This window comes from Cognataquiflexum nitidum (assembly GCF_022538055.1).
Classification (GTDB): domain Bacteria; phylum Bacteroidota; class Bacteroidia; order Cytophagales; family Cyclobacteriaceae; genus Cognataquiflexum; species Cognataquiflexum nitidum.
Window position 1 is genome coordinate 1 of the sequence record NZ_JAKZAM010000005.1, and the last position, 19,148, is coordinate 19,148.

21 protein-coding genes are annotated in these 19,148 nt (G+C 40.1%); 14 read left to right on the forward strand and 7 right to left on the reverse strand.

The features are described 5' to 3' along the window. Positions 1 to 211 precede the first annotated feature (211 nt). Complete coding sequence (locus MMU07_RS04410) at positions 212 to 982, forward strand: hypothetical protein (RefSeq protein WP_241124625.1); 771 nt, start codon at positions 212 to 214, stop codon at positions 980 to 982. A 101-nt stretch (positions 983 to 1,083) separates the two neighbouring features. Here the strand turns inward: MMU07_RS04410 and MMU07_RS04415 are convergent, their stop codons facing one another. After that, positions 1,084 to 1,830: a 3-keto-alpha-glucoside-1,2-lyase-like domain-containing protein gene (locus MMU07_RS04415; RefSeq protein WP_241124626.1), complete on the reverse strand. Its 747-nt coding sequence runs from the start codon at positions 1,828 to 1,830 to the stop codon at positions 1,084 to 1,086. Positions 1,831 to 2,067: 237 nt separating this feature from the next. Continuing rightward, entirely contained in the window at positions 2,068 to 2,514 is a 447-nt protein-coding gene (locus MMU07_RS04420; RefSeq protein ID WP_241124627.1) for a Crp/Fnr family transcriptional regulator, read from the reverse strand. A 150-nt stretch (positions 2,515 to 2,664) separates the two neighbouring features. Here MMU07_RS04420 and MMU07_RS04425 point away from each other — a divergent pair, with 150 nt between their 5' ends. The 11 genes from MMU07_RS04425 (at position 2,665) to MMU07_RS04475 (ending at position 11,255) form a co-directional block, all read left to right on the forward strand. Beyond that, entirely contained in the window at positions 2,665 to 3,243 is a 579-nt protein-coding gene (locus MMU07_RS04425) for a Crp/Fnr family transcriptional regulator (RefSeq protein WP_241124628.1), read from the forward strand. A 62-nt stretch (positions 3,244 to 3,305) separates the two neighbouring features. Beyond that, positions 3,306 to 3,890: an SRPBCC domain-containing protein gene (locus MMU07_RS04430; protein WP_241124629.1), complete on the forward strand. Its 585-nt coding sequence runs from the start codon at positions 3,306 to 3,308 to the stop codon at positions 3,888 to 3,890. Then, positions 3,887 to 4,315, forward strand: a complete 429-nt coding sequence (locus MMU07_RS04435; protein ID WP_241124630.1) for a DUF2141 domain-containing protein — start codon at positions 3,887 to 3,889, stop codon at positions 4,313 to 4,315. The genes MMU07_RS04430 and MMU07_RS04435 overlap by 4 nt, the downstream gene beginning before the upstream one ends. After that, positions 4,312 to 4,917, forward strand: coding sequence for a hypothetical protein (locus MMU07_RS04440; RefSeq protein WP_241124631.1), 606 nt, complete (start codon positions 4,312 to 4,314; stop codon positions 4,915 to 4,917). Before MMU07_RS04435 ends, MMU07_RS04440 begins: the two co-directional genes overlap by 4 nt. Positions 4,918 to 5,088: 171 nt before the next feature. After that, complete coding sequence (locus tag MMU07_RS04445; protein WP_241124632.1) at positions 5,089 to 5,901, forward strand: SDR family NAD(P)-dependent oxidoreductase; 813 nt, start codon at positions 5,089 to 5,091, stop codon at positions 5,899 to 5,901. A gap of 151 nt (positions 5,902 to 6,052) precedes the next feature. Continuing rightward, the gene (locus MMU07_RS04450) at positions 6,053 to 7,111 is read left to right on the forward strand and encodes a flavin monoamine oxidase family protein (RefSeq protein ID WP_241124633.1); all 1,059 of its coding nucleotides are present in this window, start codon (positions 6,053 to 6,055) and stop codon (positions 7,109 to 7,111) included. A 251-nt stretch (positions 7,112 to 7,362) separates the two neighbouring features. Further along, positions 7,363 to 7,827 carry a hypothetical protein gene (locus MMU07_RS04455; protein ID WP_241124634.1) on the forward strand — a complete coding sequence of 155 codons (465 nt, stop codon included), beginning with the start codon at positions 7,363 to 7,365 and terminating at the stop codon, positions 7,825 to 7,827. A 38-nt stretch (positions 7,828 to 7,865) separates the two neighbouring features. Continuing rightward, complete coding sequence (locus MMU07_RS04460; protein ID WP_241124635.1) at positions 7,866 to 8,834, forward strand: NAD(P)-dependent alcohol dehydrogenase; 969 nt, start codon at positions 7,866 to 7,868, stop codon at positions 8,832 to 8,834. A 34-nt stretch (positions 8,835 to 8,868) separates the two neighbouring features. Further along, entirely contained in the window at positions 8,869 to 9,843 is a 975-nt protein-coding gene (locus MMU07_RS04465; RefSeq protein WP_241124636.1) for an NAD(P)-dependent alcohol dehydrogenase, read from the forward strand. Positions 9,844 to 9,938: 95 nt separating this feature from the next. Next, on the forward strand, positions 9,939 to 10,427 hold the full coding sequence (locus MMU07_RS04470) for a VOC family protein (protein ID WP_336246167.1): 489 nt from the start codon (positions 9,939 to 9,941) through the stop codon (positions 10,425 to 10,427). A 468-nt stretch (positions 10,428 to 10,895) separates the two neighbouring features. Continuing rightward, positions 10,896 to 11,255, forward strand: a complete 360-nt coding sequence (locus MMU07_RS04475) for a cupin domain-containing protein (RefSeq protein WP_241124637.1) — start codon at positions 10,896 to 10,898, stop codon at positions 11,253 to 11,255. An 18-nt stretch (positions 11,256 to 11,273) separates the two neighbouring features. Here MMU07_RS04475 and MMU07_RS04480 read toward each other — a convergent pair whose 3' ends face one another. Then, positions 11,274 to 12,026, reverse strand: a complete 753-nt coding sequence (locus MMU07_RS04480) for an SDR family NAD(P)-dependent oxidoreductase (protein WP_241124638.1) — start codon at positions 12,024 to 12,026, stop codon at positions 11,274 to 11,276. Between the two features lie 520 nt (positions 12,027 to 12,546). Between MMU07_RS04480 and MMU07_RS04485 the strand changes: the two genes are divergently transcribed. Next, positions 12,547 to 13,413 (forward strand): AraC family transcriptional regulator, encoded by an 867-nt coding sequence (locus tag MMU07_RS04485; protein WP_241124639.1) that lies wholly within the window; start codon positions 12,547 to 12,549, stop codon positions 13,411 to 13,413. 91 nt (positions 13,414 to 13,504) lie between these two features. Further along, a complete protein-coding gene (locus MMU07_RS04490; protein WP_241124640.1) occupies positions 13,505 to 14,281 on the forward strand; it encodes a hypothetical protein in 777 nt (258 codons plus the stop codon). Positions 14,282 to 14,652: 371 nt separating this feature from the next. Here MMU07_RS04490 and MMU07_RS04495 read toward each other — a convergent pair whose 3' ends face one another. The 4 genes from MMU07_RS04495 to MMU07_RS04510 all read right to left on the reverse strand — a co-directional run bounded on the left by MMU07_RS04495 (position 14,653) and on the right by MMU07_RS04510 (position 19,146). Next, the gene (locus MMU07_RS04495; RefSeq protein WP_241124641.1) at positions 14,653 to 15,336 is read right to left on the reverse strand and encodes a CPBP family intramembrane glutamic endopeptidase; all 684 of its coding nucleotides are present in this window, start codon (positions 15,334 to 15,336) and stop codon (positions 14,653 to 14,655) included. Positions 15,337 to 15,348: 12 nt separating this feature from the next. Continuing rightward, the gene (locus MMU07_RS04500; protein WP_241124642.1) at positions 15,349 to 16,422 is read right to left on the reverse strand and encodes a Gfo/Idh/MocA family protein; all 1,074 of its coding nucleotides are present in this window, start codon (positions 16,420 to 16,422) and stop codon (positions 15,349 to 15,351) included. 60 nt (positions 16,423 to 16,482) lie between these two features. Beyond that, a complete protein-coding gene (locus tag MMU07_RS04505) occupies positions 16,483 to 18,090 on the reverse strand; it encodes a glycoside hydrolase family 99-like domain-containing protein (RefSeq protein WP_241124643.1) in 1,608 nt (535 codons plus the stop codon). Positions 18,091 to 18,177: 87 nt separating this feature from the next. After that, positions 18,178 to 19,146 carry a transketolase family protein gene (locus MMU07_RS04510; protein WP_241124644.1) on the reverse strand — a complete coding sequence of 323 codons (969 nt, stop codon included), beginning with the start codon at positions 19,144 to 19,146 and terminating at the stop codon, positions 18,178 to 18,180. Positions 19,147 to 19,148: the final 2 nt, after the last annotated feature.

The window sequence follows — 19,148 nt, forward strand, 5'->3', positions numbered from 1 at the left end:
TATTTTGGTGAAAAGCTGTTTGAACGGATGGTTATTGCAGCTCTTCATCCTTACGTGCAGTGAAGCGGATACACATATTATTTTAATCAGAGATGTCAAGAATCAAAAAGACTTTGAAAAACGCTTAAAAGCCAATAAAACAATAATGCTAGTTAGAAAATATTTTAAGTCTTTCTAATGAGGAAACTCCTTGATTAAAAAAGCCGCTATTATGAAAAGAATAATCTGCGATACAATGATTTGGTACAATTTAGCAGAAAACAAAATTCCTATGCCGGATCCAAATAAGTATACCCTTGTTTGTACTTACTTAACCTTAATGGAATTAGCCTTCTCTCCAAACAATTTTTTTAAGTTAACAGAGGTTCAAAATGCAATAAAATCAATAATTAAATTAAAGCCTCATTTTGAAATTTCTTACCCAAAACAATACGCATTGGATTTAATTAGTGGAAATCTAGATTCATACTTTTCACCTGAAGAAGATTTAACTTTAGGTTTTCTTAAAATTCTTGTAAACCATCCCGAGGAATTTTTAAGTGAGAATGATTTTAAAATTAGTCTAGAAGAAATTTCATCTCAAAGAAGGAAAAATTACTCAGATTGGGCAGAGTTTCTTAATGAACTTTATGATTTAGATAAGAAAATAAAATGGGCACTTAAAAAACATTTAAAAAATGATTTTTTCATAAGTCAATTCAAGGAAATATTTGTTTTGAATTTAAATGAAAGGGAAAATGGATTATTTTTAAGTGATCAAATAGATTGGTCAATATTTGAATTTTATATAGGAATAGGAGGGAAATATTTAAGGACTGTTCAATTATCTCGAATGAAAGTAGATCCAAATGATGAGAATGACCTTTTGAATATGATATATGTTCAACCTGATGATTTGTATTGGACTCTTGAAAAAAAATGGCTTTCAATTGCAAAAGAGGCAAAATTAGAAAATTACCTATACAAACCCGTCTTAGAGTAGTTTATCCAATTGATTTAGGACTGAGTGGAATTACAAATTCCACCCTTTTATTTTTTGAGAGTTGAAATCCTCATTCTGAGAAGTTCAACACATACTTTCTGTCAGATAGCAGTTTCCTTTTCTCCAGGTTTCTTTACCTGCAGTGCCCTTTTGGTAACTTTCAAATCTCTGAAATAACCGATCGTACCGATATCCACATACAGGCCTACAAATCCCTTTTTGGTTTTACCCAGCATTTTATCTACGATAAAGGAGGAATACTTCATGTCATTGATATACATTTCGGCAGATTCACCATTGACTTCTATCCTCATGGTAATCCACTCATCGAGGGCTACAGGGGCAGATCCTTCATACCTGAATGGGGCAGTCTTCCGTAAGGTGTCAAATTTAAAGTCGGGATAAGAGAAGTACTGTACGGTGTGGTTTCTTCGCAGTTGGTTATCGGACCTTCCGACTTTTGGTCTCACATAAATACTTTCAAAGGCCGAATCATCTTCCTGAATCCTGAAATAAAGACCGATAAATCCGGCGATGCCTGAGTACGGGGCAGGATTTTGTAATTGGCTGTACATTTTGACTTCAATGGTTCCGTTTTCGAAGTCATCCAATCCTACAAGCTTGGCATAATGTGGTTCATCCACCGTGGCCTCTACCCGTGTCGAATCAAAAGGAAGTGCATTTAAATCCCGTTCGATTTTTAAGACTTTTTTTTCTTGAAATTTCACCACCTCGCCGGTGACATTGTGAAGTTCAAACTCCTGGTTTTTGAGTTTCAGGTTTTGCGCACTGACACCCAAGGTGAAAAATGCCAACAGAAGTATGATTGGGGATTTTTTTATTGACATGATTTTCTTTGTTGATGATGATAACCTTACAAAGGTCAACATAATCAACGGCCTATACCCTTAAACTAGGTTAAGAAATCAGCCCTTGGCTTGGAGGTTCTTCCGGATTTTGCTCAAAAATTCAGGGGTAATCCCGAGATAGGAGGCAATCTGCGTATTGGGAATCCTGTTAAAAAGATGGGGATATTGTTCCAAAAAACTCAGGTACCGTTCCTCAGCCGTAGAACTGAACAGCTGTCAGATCCGCTCCTGTTGCTGCATAAAGTGGTTTTCCAACAATACCCGAAAAATCCTGTCAAACTTTGGGGCCTGTATATACAAATCAAGCAAATCCCGGTGGGTGATACGAAGTACCAAGGTATCTTCCAAAGCTTCAATATTCAAAGTGGAAGGGATTCTTTTATGGAAACTTGTGAGGTCAAGAATCCAGTAATTCTCTGTAGCAAACTGAAAAACGTGGTAATCTCCTTTTTCATCCACTTTAAAAAGCCTGAGACATCCTTTTACCACAAAATCAAAATAGTCACATACTTTACCCTCCTGCAGCGCAAACTGCTTTTTGACAAAAGTGTAGGGATGGAATTTAGCCGCAACCAATTCTTTCTCCTCCTGCTTCAAAGGAATCAGCTTCCCGAAATAATCGAGGAGTGGTTGGCAGGGAGAAGTTTTTGAAAAATCCGTCATTTTAAGCGAAATTCCTTTTTGTAGGTCACGTCAAATATAAAGAGGATTCATGTAATCGGCATTTTCCAAATTTAAAATCCGGACCAAAGGCTAAAAACTTATTAAAGATATTTTTGTTCCTTTATCATCTTGGGCAAAATCAAACAGTTAATGGAAAATCTAAGGCAGGCCATGCGTCAAATGATTGACATTTCAGAACAGGAATTGGAGGTGTTTCTGGGAAAAACTTTTTCCAAAACATTCAAAAGACAGGAGCTCCTATCAGCTCCGGGAACAGTTCCCAATGAGATTTTTTTTATCGCAAAAGGCATTGTCAGGGTAGTAGTCACCGACAATGCAGGAACAGAACATACCGTCCACTTTGCGATGGAAAATCAGTTCATTGCCGATTATACCAGCTTTTTGACCAACCAAGTTTCCATATATACTTTGCAGGCATTGGAAGAAACTACTGTGGCGATATTACCCCGAGATGCAGTTTATTGGGGTTATGAGAACCTTAAAGAAGGTCAAAAGATGGGCAGGTTGATTGCCGAATTCTATTTTGTGTACCAGGATACAAGGCTGAGAAATATGTATTCCCGTACTTCCAAAGAAAGGTATGACAGCATTTCAGAAATTTTTCCCGGCATTCATAATAGAGTTCCGCAGCATATGATAGCCTCTTATCTTGGCATTACCCCTGTTCATCTCAGCAGGTTAAAAAAAGCAGACAGCCAAAAAGCCTAAACATTTGTTATCGTTTTGGGGAGTAAGTAGGGGGTAAGTTTGTGCTGTAAATAAACAGACAAATGAATAAATATCTTATCCTGACTTCTCTTTTTGCATTCGCTTTGGGCATTGAGGCCTTTGGGCAAAAAGAAGACCTAAAAAACCGTAGCCGTCTTATTTCATGGCCGACTGAATTTGAACCTGAAAAAAGTAAGTTTTTTGTTCACAATGAAATCGAGATTGCAGCATCTCCTGACGTAGTATGGAATATCCTAATAGATGCTTTGGCATGGGAATCTTGGTATGTAGGGGCAAAAAACGTCTCCCTTGTCAATCCTAATGAGACCGTACTTCAGAGCCATTCCCAATTCAACTGGGAAACGATGGGATTGAAATTCCCAAACACCACCATCAAAGAATTCGAACCCTATGGCCTGCTAGCATGGGAATCCAGAATCAAAAGTATTCAGGGGTACCATGTTTGGCTGATCGTGCCTATAGCTGAAGGGTGCAAAGTCATCACCGAAGAAGCGCAAAATGGTTGGCTGACGTTTTTTGAGAAGACCTTTCAGGGGAAAAAGCTCCACAATCTCCATGATGTTTGGCTGGCTGAATTGAAAACCAAAGCCGAATCTCATCCACCCATTAATCCAAGCGCTTTATGAAATCCATCTTGTTGAATTTGATTTTGCTCATTGGGTTTGGCTTTACTGCCAAAAGTCAGACAGGAACTTTGACGGTGACAGTGACAGGCATCCAACCTGACAAAGGAGGTGCTGTTTCGGCAGGGATTTTCAGGAAAGTGGATTTTCCCAAAGATGGGAAGGCATTTATGGCAAAATATATTGCCGTAATGTCCAAGAGCATGACAATGACATTCACAGGAGTTCCTGTCGGAGAATATGGGGTTGCAATCTATCAGGACAAAGATTCAAGCAAATCCCTCAATACAAATCTCGTAGGCTTGCCAAAAGAACCGATCGGTTTTTCGAATGATGCGAGGATAAATTTTGGGCCGCCCTCTTTTGAGGATGCAAGAATAGCCATCGAAGAAGGAAAAACCTTGAAAATCACGGTGGAGTTAAGATGATAAATTTTATAGAAACACTAAAGTCACGGAATGAGACCCTGTTTTATTTTGGTCTACTTTGCTTTGTTTTGTCTGTTCTCTTTTTGGTCATTTCCCTGATTTCAGAAATTCAGGTCAATGGAACCAATGCTTGGATCAAACCTTTCAAGTTTGCTTTATCTACCTTCCTTTATGCTTGGGCTATGGCTTGGTATTGCTTTTATTTGCCCAAGTTCAATACCGGCCTGTTTAATTGGGCAGTGATTTTATTATTGGGTTTTGAGATTTTGTACATAGCCATTCAGGCGGGCAGGGGACAGTTATCACATTTTAATGTGAGTACTCCGACTTATTCCGCTTTGTATTCCATGATGGCATTTGCGGCAAGTACCGTGACGGTCTATACATTATTTGTTGGATGGCTGTTTTTTGCCAATGAATTTCCAAGCCTACCCGATTATTATCTCTGGAGTATAAGATTGGGGATTTTGATCTTTGTGGTTTTTTCATTCGAAGGATTTGTGATGGGCAGAGCCGGATGTCCCATACCATTGGAGGCCCTGATGGAGGAGAGGGGCTCCTTTTCCTCAATTGGAGTACCAAATACGGCGACCCGCGGATAGCCCACTTTATAGGCATGCATGCTCTACAGGTGCTTCCAATACTTTCATTTTATCTAATCAAAAATTTAAAAGGGACGGTCATATTGGCTATTGTGTATGGTCTTTTGGCTGTTTTTACACTGATTCAGGCACTTCAAGGAAAACCGCTTATAACCAATAAAATATTCAAAGATGAAATTAGCTACTAAAGAAAAAAACAGATTGAAATTGAAGTATGGTGATTGGGCGGTGGTAACAGGCGCATCATCAGGCATAGGACTGGAGATATCCAAGCTTTTGGCTTCGGCAGGATTTAATCTTGTCATCAATGCCCGGAACCGGGAAAAACTTGATCAAATTAAATCAGAATTGGAATCAAAGTACGCCATTCAGGTAAACACAATTGCAACAGATGTAGCCTCGGAAGGAAGTTTCAAAACGATTACTGATTTGGTTCAGGATTTGAATGTAGGACTTTTGGTTGTTTCGGCAGGCTTCGGTACCACGGGTTTGTTTATCAGAGGAGAGATTGAGGAAGAGAAAAACATGCTTAGGGTGAATTGTGAGGCACTTTTGGACATTACGTTTCATTTCAGCAGACTTTTTGCAAAACAAAAAAGAGGAGGGATAATTCTTCTAAGTTCAATGGTGGCTTTTCAGGGAGTGCCATATTCTGCCAATTATGCAGCTACAAAGGCCTATGTCCAATCTTTGGGAGAGGCCTTGGCTGTTGAATTGGAATCTTATGGAGTGGATGTTTTGGCAGCTGCACCGGGGCCTGTAAGGAGTGGCTTTGCGGATCGGGCAAATATGAAAATGTCGATGTCATTGGGCACTGAAGAGGTGGGTGTGCCTATCTTAAAGGCTTTGGGAAGAAAAAACACTGTCCTTCCGGGCTTCCTGACAAAATTCTTGGTGTATTCCCTGATGATGGTGCCAAGATGGGCCAAAGTCCGAATCATGCAAAAGGTGATGGGAGGGATGACTGCACATCAGCGGCAATAAACTAGGTTTAGTATATTCTATGTCAGCAAGGTTTTCAGGATTTCTTTATCCCGGATTGAAATATCATTGGTAACTTTTACTATTGTCTTATGTTATTGTTTTTTGTTTTCTGGTTTAGTGTATTGAACTACCTTTGGAAAAACATCAGAAAATGCGTGAAATCATCGTTATCGGAGCCGGATTGAGTGGGCTTACTGTTGCTTATAACCTTCGGAAACGGGGGGTTTTTTGTAAAGTATTAGAAGCACAGGACAGGATTGGGGGAAGGATTCAAACCGTATTCGGGAAGGCAGGCACTCCCATGGAAATGGGGGCGACTTGGTTTGGAGATGTCCATGTACATCTTTTGAGACTTCTTCAGGAATTGGAAATCGGCCATTTCAAGCAAAAGGAAGATGGAATAGCCTTGTTTGAGACCATGTCTTTTGAGCCTCCCCACCAATATTACATCCCGCCTTCGGAGTCTTCTTCCTACCGGGTTCAGGGTGGGACTTCTTCTCTGATCTCCGCTTTGGTAAAATATGTAAGAGAGGAAAACATCCTCCTCAACACACACATTCTTGAAATTAGCGAAGAAAATGATCGGCTAAAACTGAGGGACCAAAACGGCAGGGAATACTTTTGTCATCATCTTGTGGTGGCGATGCCCCCGAGGATCTTTGCCCATAGTTTCAGGGTTCATCCGGAGTTGCCCGGGGAAGCATCCGAAATCCTCCAAAACGTGCAAACTTGGATGAGTGGATCGGTAAAATTTGCGGTGGAATATGCGGCTCCCTTTTGGAGGGCAAAGGGATTTTCAGGCAATGTCTACAGCCAATCTGGATTGGCGACAGAAATGTATGACCATACTGATTTTGAGGAGTCAAAGTTTGCACTCAAAGGATTCCTGAACGGCAGCGCATCCCATTTCAGTTTGGAAGAGAGAAAGAATAGGGTCATCCAACAACTCGTAAATTACTACGGACCGGAAGCGACAGAATTCCTCAGTTACACTGATAAAATCTGGGACGACAAATACATCAAGTCTCCCCAAGACGGGTTTTTGCTTCCCCATCAGAACAACGGCCATCCGATTTTCAATAGGCCTTTTTTGGGAGACAAGCTCTTTTTGTGTGGAGCTGAGACTGCCAAAACCTATGGTGGCTATATGGACGGGGCGGTAAGGGCAGCCAATGTGGTTTCTGAAAAATTGTTTACTGAAGTCTTATGAAAAGAGAGGTGAAGCTCTCCGAATCAGTGTTGGGTCTGACGATCTAAAGACCGTCGAATGACTAAGCAAAAGCAGGCAGGATTAAGGGGCTGACTGTTTGTAACCGTCCGACTCAGTGTCGCGTCAGACAGTTTAAAGACCGTCGGACGATTAAGTTAAAAAGGCAGGATTATGTCAATTTGAGTGTAAGTGGATGGAATCTCGTACATTGCTTCTATATTCATGTTCTTTTTAATTTAATCATAAACCACATGTCCCTTAACACACTTAACAAAAGGCAGGAGTTTTTAACAAATGAAAAACTCAATAAGAAGATAGGTTGTTTTTCTGCCCTTATAGATGAATTAAGCAAAAGACAACTTTCTGAAAAGGAAGTGGAAATCATCAATACGGAAATACAAACAGTCAATACCTTCTCCGGTTCTGAAAAAGATTTTACAAAGATCCTTGCCAAGTCACAAAGCAATGTTTTGAAAGTCATTGAAAAGGAATCAAAGCTCGTAGTCAAAAACCATTACCGTAACCTATGGCTTGCCTTGGGAATGTCGGCTTTTGGGGTTCCTCTCGGTGTTGCATTTGGGATTTCCATAGGAAATTTGGCCTTCCTTGGAATAGGGCTTCCGATTGGAATGGGAATAGGCATAGCGGTTGGAACCTCTTTGGACAATAAAGCTGCCGAAGAAGGAAGGCAACTAGATGTGGTTTTGACACCCTGATTTGATCTTTTATTACTTGGGTTTTGCAAATGACCAATATGAAAGCTGCTGTATATTACCAATATGGCCCCCCTGAACTTATTCAGGTCAAGGAAATTCCCAAACCCATTCCAAAGGATGACGAGGTACTTGTAAGAGTTCATGTCACCACTGTAAACAGGACAGATTGTGCCATACTCCGTGCATATCCCTTTGTCATGAGATTTTTCACAGGATTGACCAAGCCAAATAATCCTGTGTTAGGGACAGATTTTGCAGGAATGGTAGAAGGGCTTGGCAAATCCGTAAAGGGCTTTAAAATTGGAGATCGGATTTTTGGATTTACCGACCAAGGGATGGGTTCTCAGGCAGAATACCTTGTCTGCAGGACAGAAAAATTCATTAGCCACATGCCCAAAAATATAAGTTTCCAACAAGCCGCTGCAAGTATTGAGGGAGCCCATTATGCCATCAATTTTATCAACAAGGTCAAGTTAGAAAAGGGGCAAAGGGCTTTTGTCAACGGGGCAAGCGGTGCCATTGGGTCGGCTTTGGTTCAGCTTTTAAAGTATCAAGGACTCCATATCACCGCTACTGGCAGTCATAAGAACCTGGGCCTGATAGCCTCCTTGGGTGTAGACAATGTCATCGATTATGAAAGTGAAGATTTCAAGTCTATCGGGGAGACATTTGATTATGTGTTTGATGCAGTCGGGAAAAGCAGTTTTGGTGAATGTAAACCACTGCTCAAACCAACAGGGACTTACATTTCTTCAGAGTTGGGCCCTAAAAACCAAAACCCAATCCTTGCACTCCTGACACCTTTGGCGGGAGGGAAGCAGGTCAAATTCCCTTTTCCATCTGATATTAAAGCAAGTTTGGCAATGGTGAAGAAGATGATAGAAGAAGGGAAGTTCACGCCGCTTATGGACAGAGAATATTCGTTGTCAGATATTTCCAAAGCATATGCTTATGTTGAGACAGGTCAAAAAACAGGGAATGTGACCATTAATCTATTATTGAAATAGCTTTTTTCAACCAATTTTCTTCCTAATTATTCAAATGAAAGCCATTGTTTATTCCAAATATGGGTCCGTTGATGTCCTGCAACAGATAGAAGTCCCAAAACCGATTCCCAAAGACCATGAGGTTTTGGTTAAAGTCCATGCCACCACAGTCAACAGGACAGACTGTGGATTCAGAAAGCCGGATTACTTCATCATCCGCCTGTTCAATGGCTTTTTTGAGCCTAAAGTAAAAATCCTCGGATCAGAATTTTCCGGTACAGTGGAATCTGTAGGTTCCAAGGTCAATAGCTTCAGTGTGGGTGATGAGGTATTTGGATTAAGTACCGGCAAATTCGGTGCACATGCTAAATATATCTGTGTTTCGGAGTCAGGTTCCATTGCCATCAAACCTATGAATTTTTCTTTTGAGGAGGCGGCTGCAGTTTGTGATGGATTGATGCTTGCTAATGGATATCTTAAAGATCTTGATTATTCCAAACCTCAAAAAATACTCATCAACGGTGCCTCAGGGTCAATAGGGACAGCGGGAGTGCAGTTGGCAAAATACTTTGGGGCCGAGGTGACGGCGGTTTGTAATACCAAAAGTTTAGATCTTGTCAAGTCTTTGGGTGCAGATCAAGTCATAGATTATACACAGACTGATTTTACACTAGTCGGCAATGACTTTGATTATGTTTTTGATGCGGTAGGGAAAAGTTCTTATTTCAAATGCCGTAAACTCCTCAAGCCAAAGGGTGTGTATGTTTCGACCGAATTTGGCTACCTAGCACAAAATGTATTCCTGACTCTGTTGACACCTTTATTTGGAGGAAGAAAGGTTAAGTTCCCGATTGTGACAGACAGTAAATCAGACATTGTTTTTTTCAAAGAATTGATCGAATCAAGAAAGTACCGGGCAGTTATTGACCGGCAGTATCCTTTGTCTAGAATCATTGAAGCCACCAAATACGTCGAGACAGGGGAGAAGATCGGCAATGTGGTGATTGGGGTTTCGAATAAGGAAGGGTAAAAAAAATTTTAGCCGGGCCTCTAAATCTCCATTCCAATAACGTGATTTTTACCGATTTCAATTTTGATTAATCTATCATTAAACACACTTTGGCAATGAAAAAGAATAGCTTCTATATCCTAGGATTAATAACAGTATTCTGTATTGGGTTTCTGCTTAAACCTACAGAGTCGGATTCAAATCACATCCACCACTACAAAACTTCAGAAAACATGAGACTTGGTGTATTTTCAGTCAGTCTGAGTGTAAAGGACCTTCAGGCTTCCAAGGAATTTTATGAAAAACTTGGGTTTACCCAATTTGCAGGCTCCAATGAGCAAAATTACCTCATTATGAAAAATGAAAGTACGCTGATCGGACTGTTTCAGGGCATGTTTGAAGGCAATATCCTGACGTTCAATCCCGGTTGGGATGAAAATGCCGCCGAGCTTGATTCCTACGATGATATAAGGGCCATCCAAAAGCATCTCAAATCAAAGGGTGTCAAATTGGAATCTGAAGCGGATGAAAATTCTTCCGGACCGGCAAGTTTGATGCTTAGAGATCCTGATGGGAATTTCATCTTATTTGACCAGCATCTTTAGCATGATTTGAAAAATCTGATCTACAAAAAGAAAAGGTTAGATATTGCCGGTAGTGTAATCTTTTTTATTGGCAAATGTAGTTTTGGATTTACAATATTCCCTTTTCTGATTATCCGCATGCTTGCCTCCATTTCTTTAAGACAAAACGGCCTCGACTTCGTTCGGCCACCGGATCCGGTGCTATTGTTAGGAGGTGGAGGGAAATGCGGCAAAGACGCATTTCCCTCCACCTCCTCTAGAAATAAAACTTACGGACACCGAGCCAGTCGAGGTGAATTGAAACAAAATTTTGATATTGGCATAATTGCGGATATACATATTCCCTTTTTATATCCTGCATTATTTCTATAAGTTTTTTGTAGCACCATCATAAGATTGATTTTCCCATCGCCTTTTATGGTTTTGCAAATTTTTTCTTGTTAACATTGAAAATTCTAATTTTTCAAAGGCAAACAAGACCACTATTCTGTGCAAAAAGTAAATATCGAAGAGAAACTTTCTCTCTTTCAGGATTATTGGAATCCCAGGATCGTGGGTGAGCTCAATGGTCAACAGGTAAAGCTCGTCAAATTTAAGGGGGAGTTTGTCTGGCACAAACATGACTTGGAAGAGGAATTGTTTTTGGTGGTTTCGGGTCAATTCAAGATGGAGTTTAGGGATAAAACCGTTGAATTAAAAGAAGGAGAATTTTTGATTGTCCCCAAAGGTATTGAGCATCGCCCTGTAGCTGAGGCAGAAGTTTCGGTAATGCTTTTTGAACCTGCCACTACTTTGAATACAGGAGACGAAAAAGGTGATTTGACAAAGGAAACATTAGAAAAAATTTGATTCCCCCGCAAAATCAGATCATACTTTCAAACCCATAAAACCGCCGTCGATATTGAAATTGCTTCCAGTGATGAAGGATGCTTCATCAGAACCTAAATAATATACCAATCCTGCGATCTCTTCGGGAGTTCCCATCCTGCCTATGGGTTGGGTTGCGGCTAATTTGGCAAACATTTCTTTTTCCTGTCCCGGGTAGTTTTTTGCCAAAAAACCATCTACGAACGGTGTATGAACCCGGCCAGGAGAGATTGAATTGCATCGTATATTGTGACTCACATAATCCCGTGCTATAGAAAGTGTCATCGAATAAACCGCACCTTTGGTCATTGAATAGGCAAATCTATCCGGTATACCTATAATGGCAGCGACAGAACACATGTTGATGATGCTTCCACCCCCGTTTGATTTGAGTTTGGGTATCGCTGCCTGACTGCAGGTGAAGACTCCTTTGGCATTGACTTGAAATATTTTTTCAAAATCATCTTCGCTTGTGTTTTCAAGGTTTCCTATATGTGATATTCCTGCATTATTGACCAAGACATCTATTTTTTCAGGGATTCTTTCAAAGGTTTTTTTAACTTCCTCCAATTTTGAAACATCAGCTTGGAGGAAGGTTACCATATATCCTTTTTCCAAAAGGTCTTTTTCAATTTTTGTTCCCAAAGGTTCATTATAATCAATGAAGTAAACATGGTTTCCTTTTGATGCAAAAAGAGTAGTGATGGCCAAGCCAATTCCACTTGCCCCTCCGGTGATGATAATGTTTTTCATAGCCTAAATATAGGAAGGTGATGCGAAAATAGTAAGCTGTGGTGGAGTAGGGGAGAGGCTATTTTCAATTTTTTTTTCGCCGGTTCTTTTTCCATTAATATCGTTTTATCTGTATCCGCTTTCTTGCAGGCAGCCAAACAATCATTTGTTGGTAGGAGCCTTTAAACACCCGGTGGACAGTGGATGGTCATCTGTGGACGAGTATCCGCTTTCGGTACAACTTCCTATAGCCCAACGTCCAACATTGCGGATACTCATATAAAGTTTTAAATAATTAGAGTAGTGAATAAGAGAGTCAATGCCTTGGAAATAGAAAAAAGAAGGCAAAAAAGAAACCAATTTACCTGCATTGTAATTTGGTCGTTTTTGAGTGAAAATCGAATAGTTGGTTAATTATGCTCTATAACCTCCAAAAAATCAATTTTTTGAACAAAATAAAGTCAGAATTAGCAAAAAAACAGGAAGATTGCCATGTAATTAATGTGGAATTTGAATCTTCTGAATAGTTCAAAATACCCTAATGAAAGCAAAATTACTAGAGCGAAGGAAGCCATTTGACAAATCCTTTATCTCGGCTATCCACAATTACCCACATTTTCTTAATATTTGGCATTACCACCCCGAACTTGAATTGGTCTTTATGATCAAAAGTACAGGTACGCGCTTTGTTGGTGACAGTATACTTCCATTCTCAGAGGGTGATTTGGTATTGATTGGTGAAGATGTGCCTCATATGTGGCAAAACGACAAGCCTTATTTTGAGAAAAATAGTGGATTGACGGCAGAATCCATTACGCTCCACTTTAGGAGGGATTTTGGAGGAGAAGCTTTGCTCGATATTCCTGAAATGATTCAGATAAAAACACTATTTGAAAGGGCCTCACAGGGAATTTTGTTTCAGGGTTCCGTTCTTGAATCAGCAAAAGAAAAATTACTTGCTATACACCATTCTGAAGGGTTTTCAAGGTTGATTGGTTTGATAAAATTTCTACATGAACTTTCAGAAGAGGTTGATTTCAAGTATTTATCTTCTAAAGGATTCCAACATCCCAAGGAAAAAAACGGGGATAGCAGGATAGATAAAGTGTATTCTTTTACCTTCAACAATTTTAATAGAAACATCACGTTGGAAGAGGTGGCAGATATTGCAAACCTCAATCCAACCGCTTTTTGTAGGTTTTTCAAGAAAAATACCAAAAAGAATTATTCCAAATTCCTCAATGAAATCAGAATAGGTTATGCCTGTAAGATGTTGTTGGAGGAGAAAATGAATATTTCGGAGATAGGTTATGAATCAGGATTCAATAACCTCTCTAATTTTAACAGACAATTCAAATCATCAATGGGGCTTTCTCCAACTGAATATCTTTCAAAACATAGAAAATGATTAAAGTAATACTTTAAATAAATGTAAATAACTCTTTGGCATACTATTTGGTAAGATAATTTTCCCAAACTTTTATCAAAACCAAAGAGCCATGAGTAAGAAACTAAGCGTTTACATTCTTCTGATTTTCAACTTATTGGGTTCTTGTATGCCGGGCACTGAGGATGGTGACCTTAGTCCTGTGTATGACGATTATTTAGTGCTGATGGTAATTGATGAAAGCAGTATTGACAATGGGGATGAATTAAATGGTTTTTCTGAAACTGATGTCAATGACCAAATTGCCGCTGTTGGCCAAAGATCTCAGCTGAAATTTTTTAAGGATAAAGTAGGTACGACCATAGATCTAAATACCGGTCAGGTGGGCGATGAGGGTTGGTTTGCATTAAAAAATATCCCAAATAGATGGGTAAATGCCGGGCCTACCGACAGTGGTGCTAAGAATTACCTGACTCCTGGTCCGGGTTTGGGGGCTCCCAATATTGACAATGATCGGGAAGTCTTATTGGACGAAATACCTCTCGTGACCCCTTTGAGAGCTACAGGATTAAGCATGCTGGTTGGTTCTAAAGTTTTGGCTGTCGTATACGACGGTGATATCAGTGTTAATTATTCACCTTTGGAAGGCAACCTTCAGGGAGCTAATCTTGGATTGGTTGCGTTTGAAGTAATTGAAATTAAACCAAAGACCGGTGGTAGTAATTTGGACTTACCCATTGTCACTGTAAAAATCCTAAATGTTGAATCAATCAATCAATTTGGAATAGTTCTTTTTTCAAACGCTCCAGAACCGCAATCTGCTTCCTTACCTGTGGATACTAACCCATCAATTTCATTCAATATGCCTGTATTTGTTTTGGCAAATTGACCTTTGATAATCTTTTTCATGGTGATACGCTTCTCTGCGAGTGACCCTATATTCTTCTTCAATGGGGACGGTTTTCGAGCTATCGGGACGAAGTCGGAAGAGCCCACCTCCCGGAGGGCAGGGATGTTCCGGGTATTTCAGTCCGCAGACAAGAATTTAAATGGATATCCAATCTAACGGCATAATTGCGTCCATACATTTTTTCTTTTATGAGTATCCGCAATATTGCACGTGAGGATGTAGAAGGCTGTATCAAATCCGGATACTCGTCCACAGACGACAGTTCTTTTGGTGTTTAATGGCTCCTCCTTCAAATTATTGTTTGGCTAAGTGCAAAAAGGCGGATTTACAAATTTTCTTTAGTCCATTTCCTATTTTTCAAGACCGGTTTTGAGTTTCCTCACAAAAAAACTTGCCTCATAGCCAAATGTTAGAGAAAGGTGAATGATGATAGCCGGCCACACATTGCCAAAGGAGACTACCATCAAGCATAAGATAACCCCGAATATGATGCTTCCTAATGCTTCCCTAGTTCCGCCCAAAACATGAATTAATGCGTAAAAAAAGACATTGATCCCGATAGCGACAGACAAAGGAAAAATGGAAATCAAATCTTCTAAAAAATAGCCTCTAAACCATATTTCATAGGAAATTAGAAAAATAAAACGCAAGACTGCATAAGTCAAAATGACACCGAATGATGGGTTTTGGTGAAAATCTCTCGAATTGACATCCAACTTTTTTGATTGTGATCTACTTACCAAAAATGCCAAAACAGATAGCCCTAAAACCCAAAGTAAATTTTCAAAACTGACAGTGTTTTTATCAAAGCCAACAAGGAAGGAATAGCTATGCCAAGACAAGGTCGTTGGAACCAATGTCCAAACGATAATACCCCAAATCAAAAGAAAAAACTGGAGGTAACTATTCTTCGCCCAACCATTTTCGGAAAAGAATTTTAAGCTATTTTTTCTTGATACCCACCAACTCAACAAAAACATACTTGAATATGCCAACCCATGATAAATGAATCCAAAATTTGGGTTGTCCATCATAGCACTTGGAAATTATAAGGTGACAGTAGTTCCTGTTTTTACAGATTCGTCACATGCGAATGCGATTTTTAAACTGTTGATGGCATCCTCCAAGTGATCAGTCAGGTCAATATCTTGTTGAATGGCCCTTAGAAAATACTGCTGCTCTCTGTCACAAAGTCCTTGATGATCTGGCTCTTCTGTCATATCGATCCAAAAATCTTTTTTGGTAAAATGATTTTTGTCATCTAAATCAGCATGGTGGACTTTAATGCTTTCAGTTTTGGTATGGGAATCAACATCATCTGATTTTCCGGCTGATCCGGCTGATTTAGCCACGATCGAAACTGCCCCTTTTGGACCAAAGATGTCCTTGATGAAGAATGCATTGTCTGATATCATCGGACCCCATCCTGCCTCATACCAACCTACGGAACCGTCCTCAAACCTTATTTGAAGTTGCCCATAATTGTAATTGTCCATGGGTATTTCATTGGATAACCTTGCACCGATAGCCGATACAGAAACAGGCTTTGATCTGGTCATTTGACACATTACATCAATATAATGTACCCCACAGTCTACTATCGGACTTAAGCTTTTCATGAGGTTTTTATGGACATCCCACATAAAACCATGACTTTGTTGGTTTAAATTCATGCGCATGACAAGTGGTTTTCCAAGTTTATGTGCTTCTTCTATGAATCTCTCCCAAGAAGGATGATGTCTTAATATATAACCCACCACCACTTTTTTATTGGCTTTTTTGGAGGCGTCTATGATGCGTTGGGAACCTTCTACCGTGTCGGCCAATGGTTTTTCGATAAAGACATGGCAACCATTTTCCAAAGCTTTGATGGCCATTTCCTCATGCGTATCGGGATAGGTAGAAATGCACACTGCATCTGGTTTTGATACACGCATAGCCAAGTCAAAATCATCGAATAAGGAGTATTTTCCTCCCAGTTTCTCATTCAGTTTGACTTTACTTTCACCCCTTGCCACAAGGCCGCAGATTTCAAATTCAGGCATATTGTGATAGGATGTGGCATGGGAAGCTCCCATGTTTCCACAACCAACTACAAGGATTCTAATCTGTGTCAACATTTTTTTATAACTTTTTAAGTTTCTTGTATTTATGAATTCAGAATTATGAATTCATAATTCCTAGTTTTCCTTTATAAAAACCTCCTTGATGGCCTCTAAGTAATCAAATCCATGACCTTCTGTTGGCTCAATATGGTTTCCTTCCAGGTATTCATTCCAACAACAAACCATGACCGTATTTCCGTTTGATGACCTGTATTTTTCTGAGAATTTTTGAGCTTCAAGAAGTTTGGCCTTGAAAGTTGACTTGGTACTATGAACTTTGTCTTTGTATGGTTCACTTGGAAAACCTGTTGCTTGGGGCCAAGTACCTCCCATAGGTCTCATGTCCCAACCCATGGCTACAGGGATTTGATATTCGAAATTAAGGTCGTCTTTGAACTTCTCCGACCACATTTCCCAATGGCTTTTGTAATTGGCGCGCATACCATCAAAGGACCTGTTGTCTTTGTCCATAAAACTATGGTAAACATAGGCAGTCATACCTTCAAATCCCATCCCTTTTAATCTTGGAACATAATCCTGAAAGAGTAATTTATCAGTATAATTACCTCCCCTCCAAAGTTCCCTTGGGTTATTGGCTACCCATTTGGTGGGTAGGGCATACTGTCTTTCTCTTTCTGCCATTGCACCTGCTGCGACTGCTATAAACTTAATCCCTTTTAATCCTGCTTTTTGCGCGAGGCTTTTAGACCTGTCCAGCAGATCTTTCATTGTAATTCCATAGACGGAAGCTCTTGCCTCCAGATCCTGAGGGAAATAGAGATATACTATCGGCCTACCGGTTTCATCCTTGAGGTAATCTTTTCTTCCGAAATACTTGTCAATCCAGAGTTGGGTAATTTTATCATGGACTTTTAGAAATAGCTGTTTGTCTGGAACCTCTCCCGGATAATTTCTTCCGGCTGCAAGGCTTTCTGGAGATCCAAGATCCAACCAAAGCCTCCACCGGTCTTCACTGTCATCTACCCAATTGATCGCCCATTTCATCTGTTTGGCCTCAGGAAGTTTTTCATTCTCACTCAACAAAACAGTCAATTGTTCATTCCATTGCTCTATTCCAGGAACTTCCACCCTTCCATCTCTTGCAGGATCAGTTTTCCATCCGACCGGATAGTAAGTATCTGCCTGTGGTGCAAAATTCAAGTGGTAATAATAGTGCCTTCCAAAGAACCAATTGTAAGCAAAAAAATCAATGCCATAGCTTTTCATATATTCCAGTTGCTTTTTGACTACATCAGGATCATCCCTCTTATAAAATCCTTTTAGGCTTGGATGCGGTTTCCTTTGCAAAAAAGGGCCCTCGTAAGGATAGCTTGCATTGAAAATTCGGCCTTTTGGGCCCCAAATAGCTGTATTGTTTGTGTGACCACAGTTCTCATTTCCAGTTAGGCAAGACCAAAAACTATCAATGTCATTGTTTGGATCTGCTGAAAGATTCCAAGACGGCATAAAGTAAACACCGACCAAGGTTCGTTTTTCTGCCTTGAAGTTTTCAACACCGATGTTTCCTACAGGACTTAAAGAATTTGAAGTGAAAATCGAGGAAGAGATATTGGGGGCTGATTCCAATGCACCGGTTTTTATGGCTGTTTTTTTAGAGGAACAGCTTTCAGGGCCATACATGATAAAGGTCAGAGCAAAAATATAGGGCAAGAATTTCATCATGATCGTCTAGTTGAATTAAGTATTACCTAAAATTAAAAAACCGTGATGGAAAAGCCACCACGGTTTCAAAATTTTACGATTTAATATTTATTTTCTTGAGATAGCTTTTTTAGCTGCCTTTACAATATTCTCCGCATTCAATCCGTATTTTTCCAACAATTGGGTAGGCGTACCTGATTCACCAAATGAATCCAAGACTCCGATATATTCGAGTGGAGCTGGTTTGTGTCTAACCAATGATTGGGCAATGCTGTCTCCCAAACCACCGTTGATTTGATGTTCTTCCGCAGATACAGCACAACCCGTCTTGGCGATAGATGCCAATACTGCCGCTTCGTCAAAAGGCTTGATCGTGTGGATATTGATCACCTCTGCATAAATCCCTTCTTCGCGGAGCATGGCTTCAGCAACCACAGCTTCCCAAACCAGATGTCCGGTTGCGAAGATGGAAACATCCTTTCCTTCGATCATTTTCCAAGCTTTTCCGATTTCAAATTTTTGGTTAGCAGGGGTGAAAATAGGCCAAACCGGGCGTCCAAATCTTAGATATGCAGGTCCAACGTGGTCTACCAAGGCCAAGGTTGCAGCTTTGGTTTGGTTGTAATCGCAAGGGTTGATGACTGTCATGTGTGGCAACATTCTCATCATGCCCACATCTTCCAAAATCTGATGCGTCGCTCCGTCTTCTCCCAAAGTCAAGCCTGCATGGGAGGCACAGATTTTTACGTTTTTGTCAGAATAGGCTACAGATTGCCTGATCTGATCATAGACACGTCCAGTGGAAAAGTTTGCGAAAGTGCCTGTAAAAGGAATTTTTCCTCCAATTGCCAAACCTGCCGCCAAGCCTATCATGTTGGCTTCGGCGATACCTACCTGAAAAAACCTTTCCGGGAATTCTTTTTGAAAAGCTCCCATTTTCAATGATCCGATCAGGTCAGCACAAAGTCCTACGACATTTGGATTATTACGTCCTGCTTCCAACAATCCGTCACCGAATCCCGAGCGGGTATCTTTTTTATCCGTGTAGGTATATTTTAAGTCTAAGGTCTTTTCCATGA

Coding starts and splice junctions, on each gene's coding strand:
- MMU07_RS04410 (WP_241124625.1), top strand. CDS start 212: ATGAAAAGAATAATCTGCGATACAATGATTTGGTACAATTTAGCAGAA.
- MMU07_RS04415 (WP_241124626.1), bottom strand. CDS start 1,830: ATGTCAATAAAAAAATCCCCAATCATACTTCTGTTGGCATTTTTCACC.
- MMU07_RS04420 (WP_241124627.1), bottom strand. CDS start 2,514: ATGACGGATTTTTCAAAAACTTCTCCCTGCCAACCACTCCTCGATTAT.
- MMU07_RS04425 (WP_241124628.1), top strand. CDS start 2,665: ATGGAAAATCTAAGGCAGGCCATGCGTCAAATGATTGACATTTCAGAA.
- MMU07_RS04430 (WP_241124629.1), top strand. CDS start 3,306: ATGAATAAATATCTTATCCTGACTTCTCTTTTTGCATTCGCTTTGGGC.
- MMU07_RS04435 (WP_241124630.1), top strand. CDS start 3,887: ATGAAATCCATCTTGTTGAATTTGATTTTGCTCATTGGGTTTGGCTTT.
- MMU07_RS04440 (WP_241124631.1), top strand. CDS start 4,312: ATGATAAATTTTATAGAAACACTAAAGTCACGGAATGAGACCCTGTTT.
- MMU07_RS04445 (WP_241124632.1), top strand. CDS start 5,089: ATGAAATTAGCTACTAAAGAAAAAAACAGATTGAAATTGAAGTATGGT.
- MMU07_RS04450 (WP_241124633.1), top strand. CDS start 6,053: ATGCGTGAAATCATCGTTATCGGAGCCGGATTGAGTGGGCTTACTGTT.
- MMU07_RS04455 (WP_241124634.1), top strand. CDS start 7,363: ATGTCCCTTAACACACTTAACAAAAGGCAGGAGTTTTTAACAAATGAA.
- MMU07_RS04460 (WP_241124635.1), top strand. CDS start 7,866: ATGAAAGCTGCTGTATATTACCAATATGGCCCCCCTGAACTTATTCAG.
- MMU07_RS04465 (WP_241124636.1), top strand. CDS start 8,869: ATGAAAGCCATTGTTTATTCCAAATATGGGTCCGTTGATGTCCTGCAA.
- MMU07_RS04470 (WP_336246167.1), top strand. CDS start 9,939: ATGAAAAAGAATAGCTTCTATATCCTAGGATTAATAACAGTATTCTGT.
- MMU07_RS04480 (WP_241124638.1), bottom strand. CDS start 12,026: ATGAAAAACATTATCATCACCGGAGGGGCAAGTGGAATTGGCTTGGCC.
- MMU07_RS04485 (WP_241124639.1), top strand. CDS start 12,547: ATGAAAGCAAAATTACTAGAGCGAAGGAAGCCATTTGACAAATCCTTT.
- MMU07_RS04490 (WP_241124640.1), top strand. CDS start 13,505: ATGAGTAAGAAACTAAGCGTTTACATTCTTCTGATTTTCAACTTATTG.
- MMU07_RS04495 (WP_241124641.1), bottom strand. CDS start 15,336: ATGATGGACAACCCAAATTTTGGATTCATTTATCATGGGTTGGCATAT.
- MMU07_RS04500 (WP_241124642.1), bottom strand. CDS start 16,422: ATGTTGACACAGATTAGAATCCTTGTAGTTGGTTGTGGAAACATGGGA.
- MMU07_RS04505 (WP_241124643.1), bottom strand. CDS start 18,090: ATGATGAAATTCTTGCCCTATATTTTTGCTCTGACCTTTATCATGTAT.
- MMU07_RS04510 (WP_241124644.1), bottom strand. CDS start 19,146: ATGGAAAAGACCTTAGACTTAAAATATACCTACACGGATAAAAAAGAT.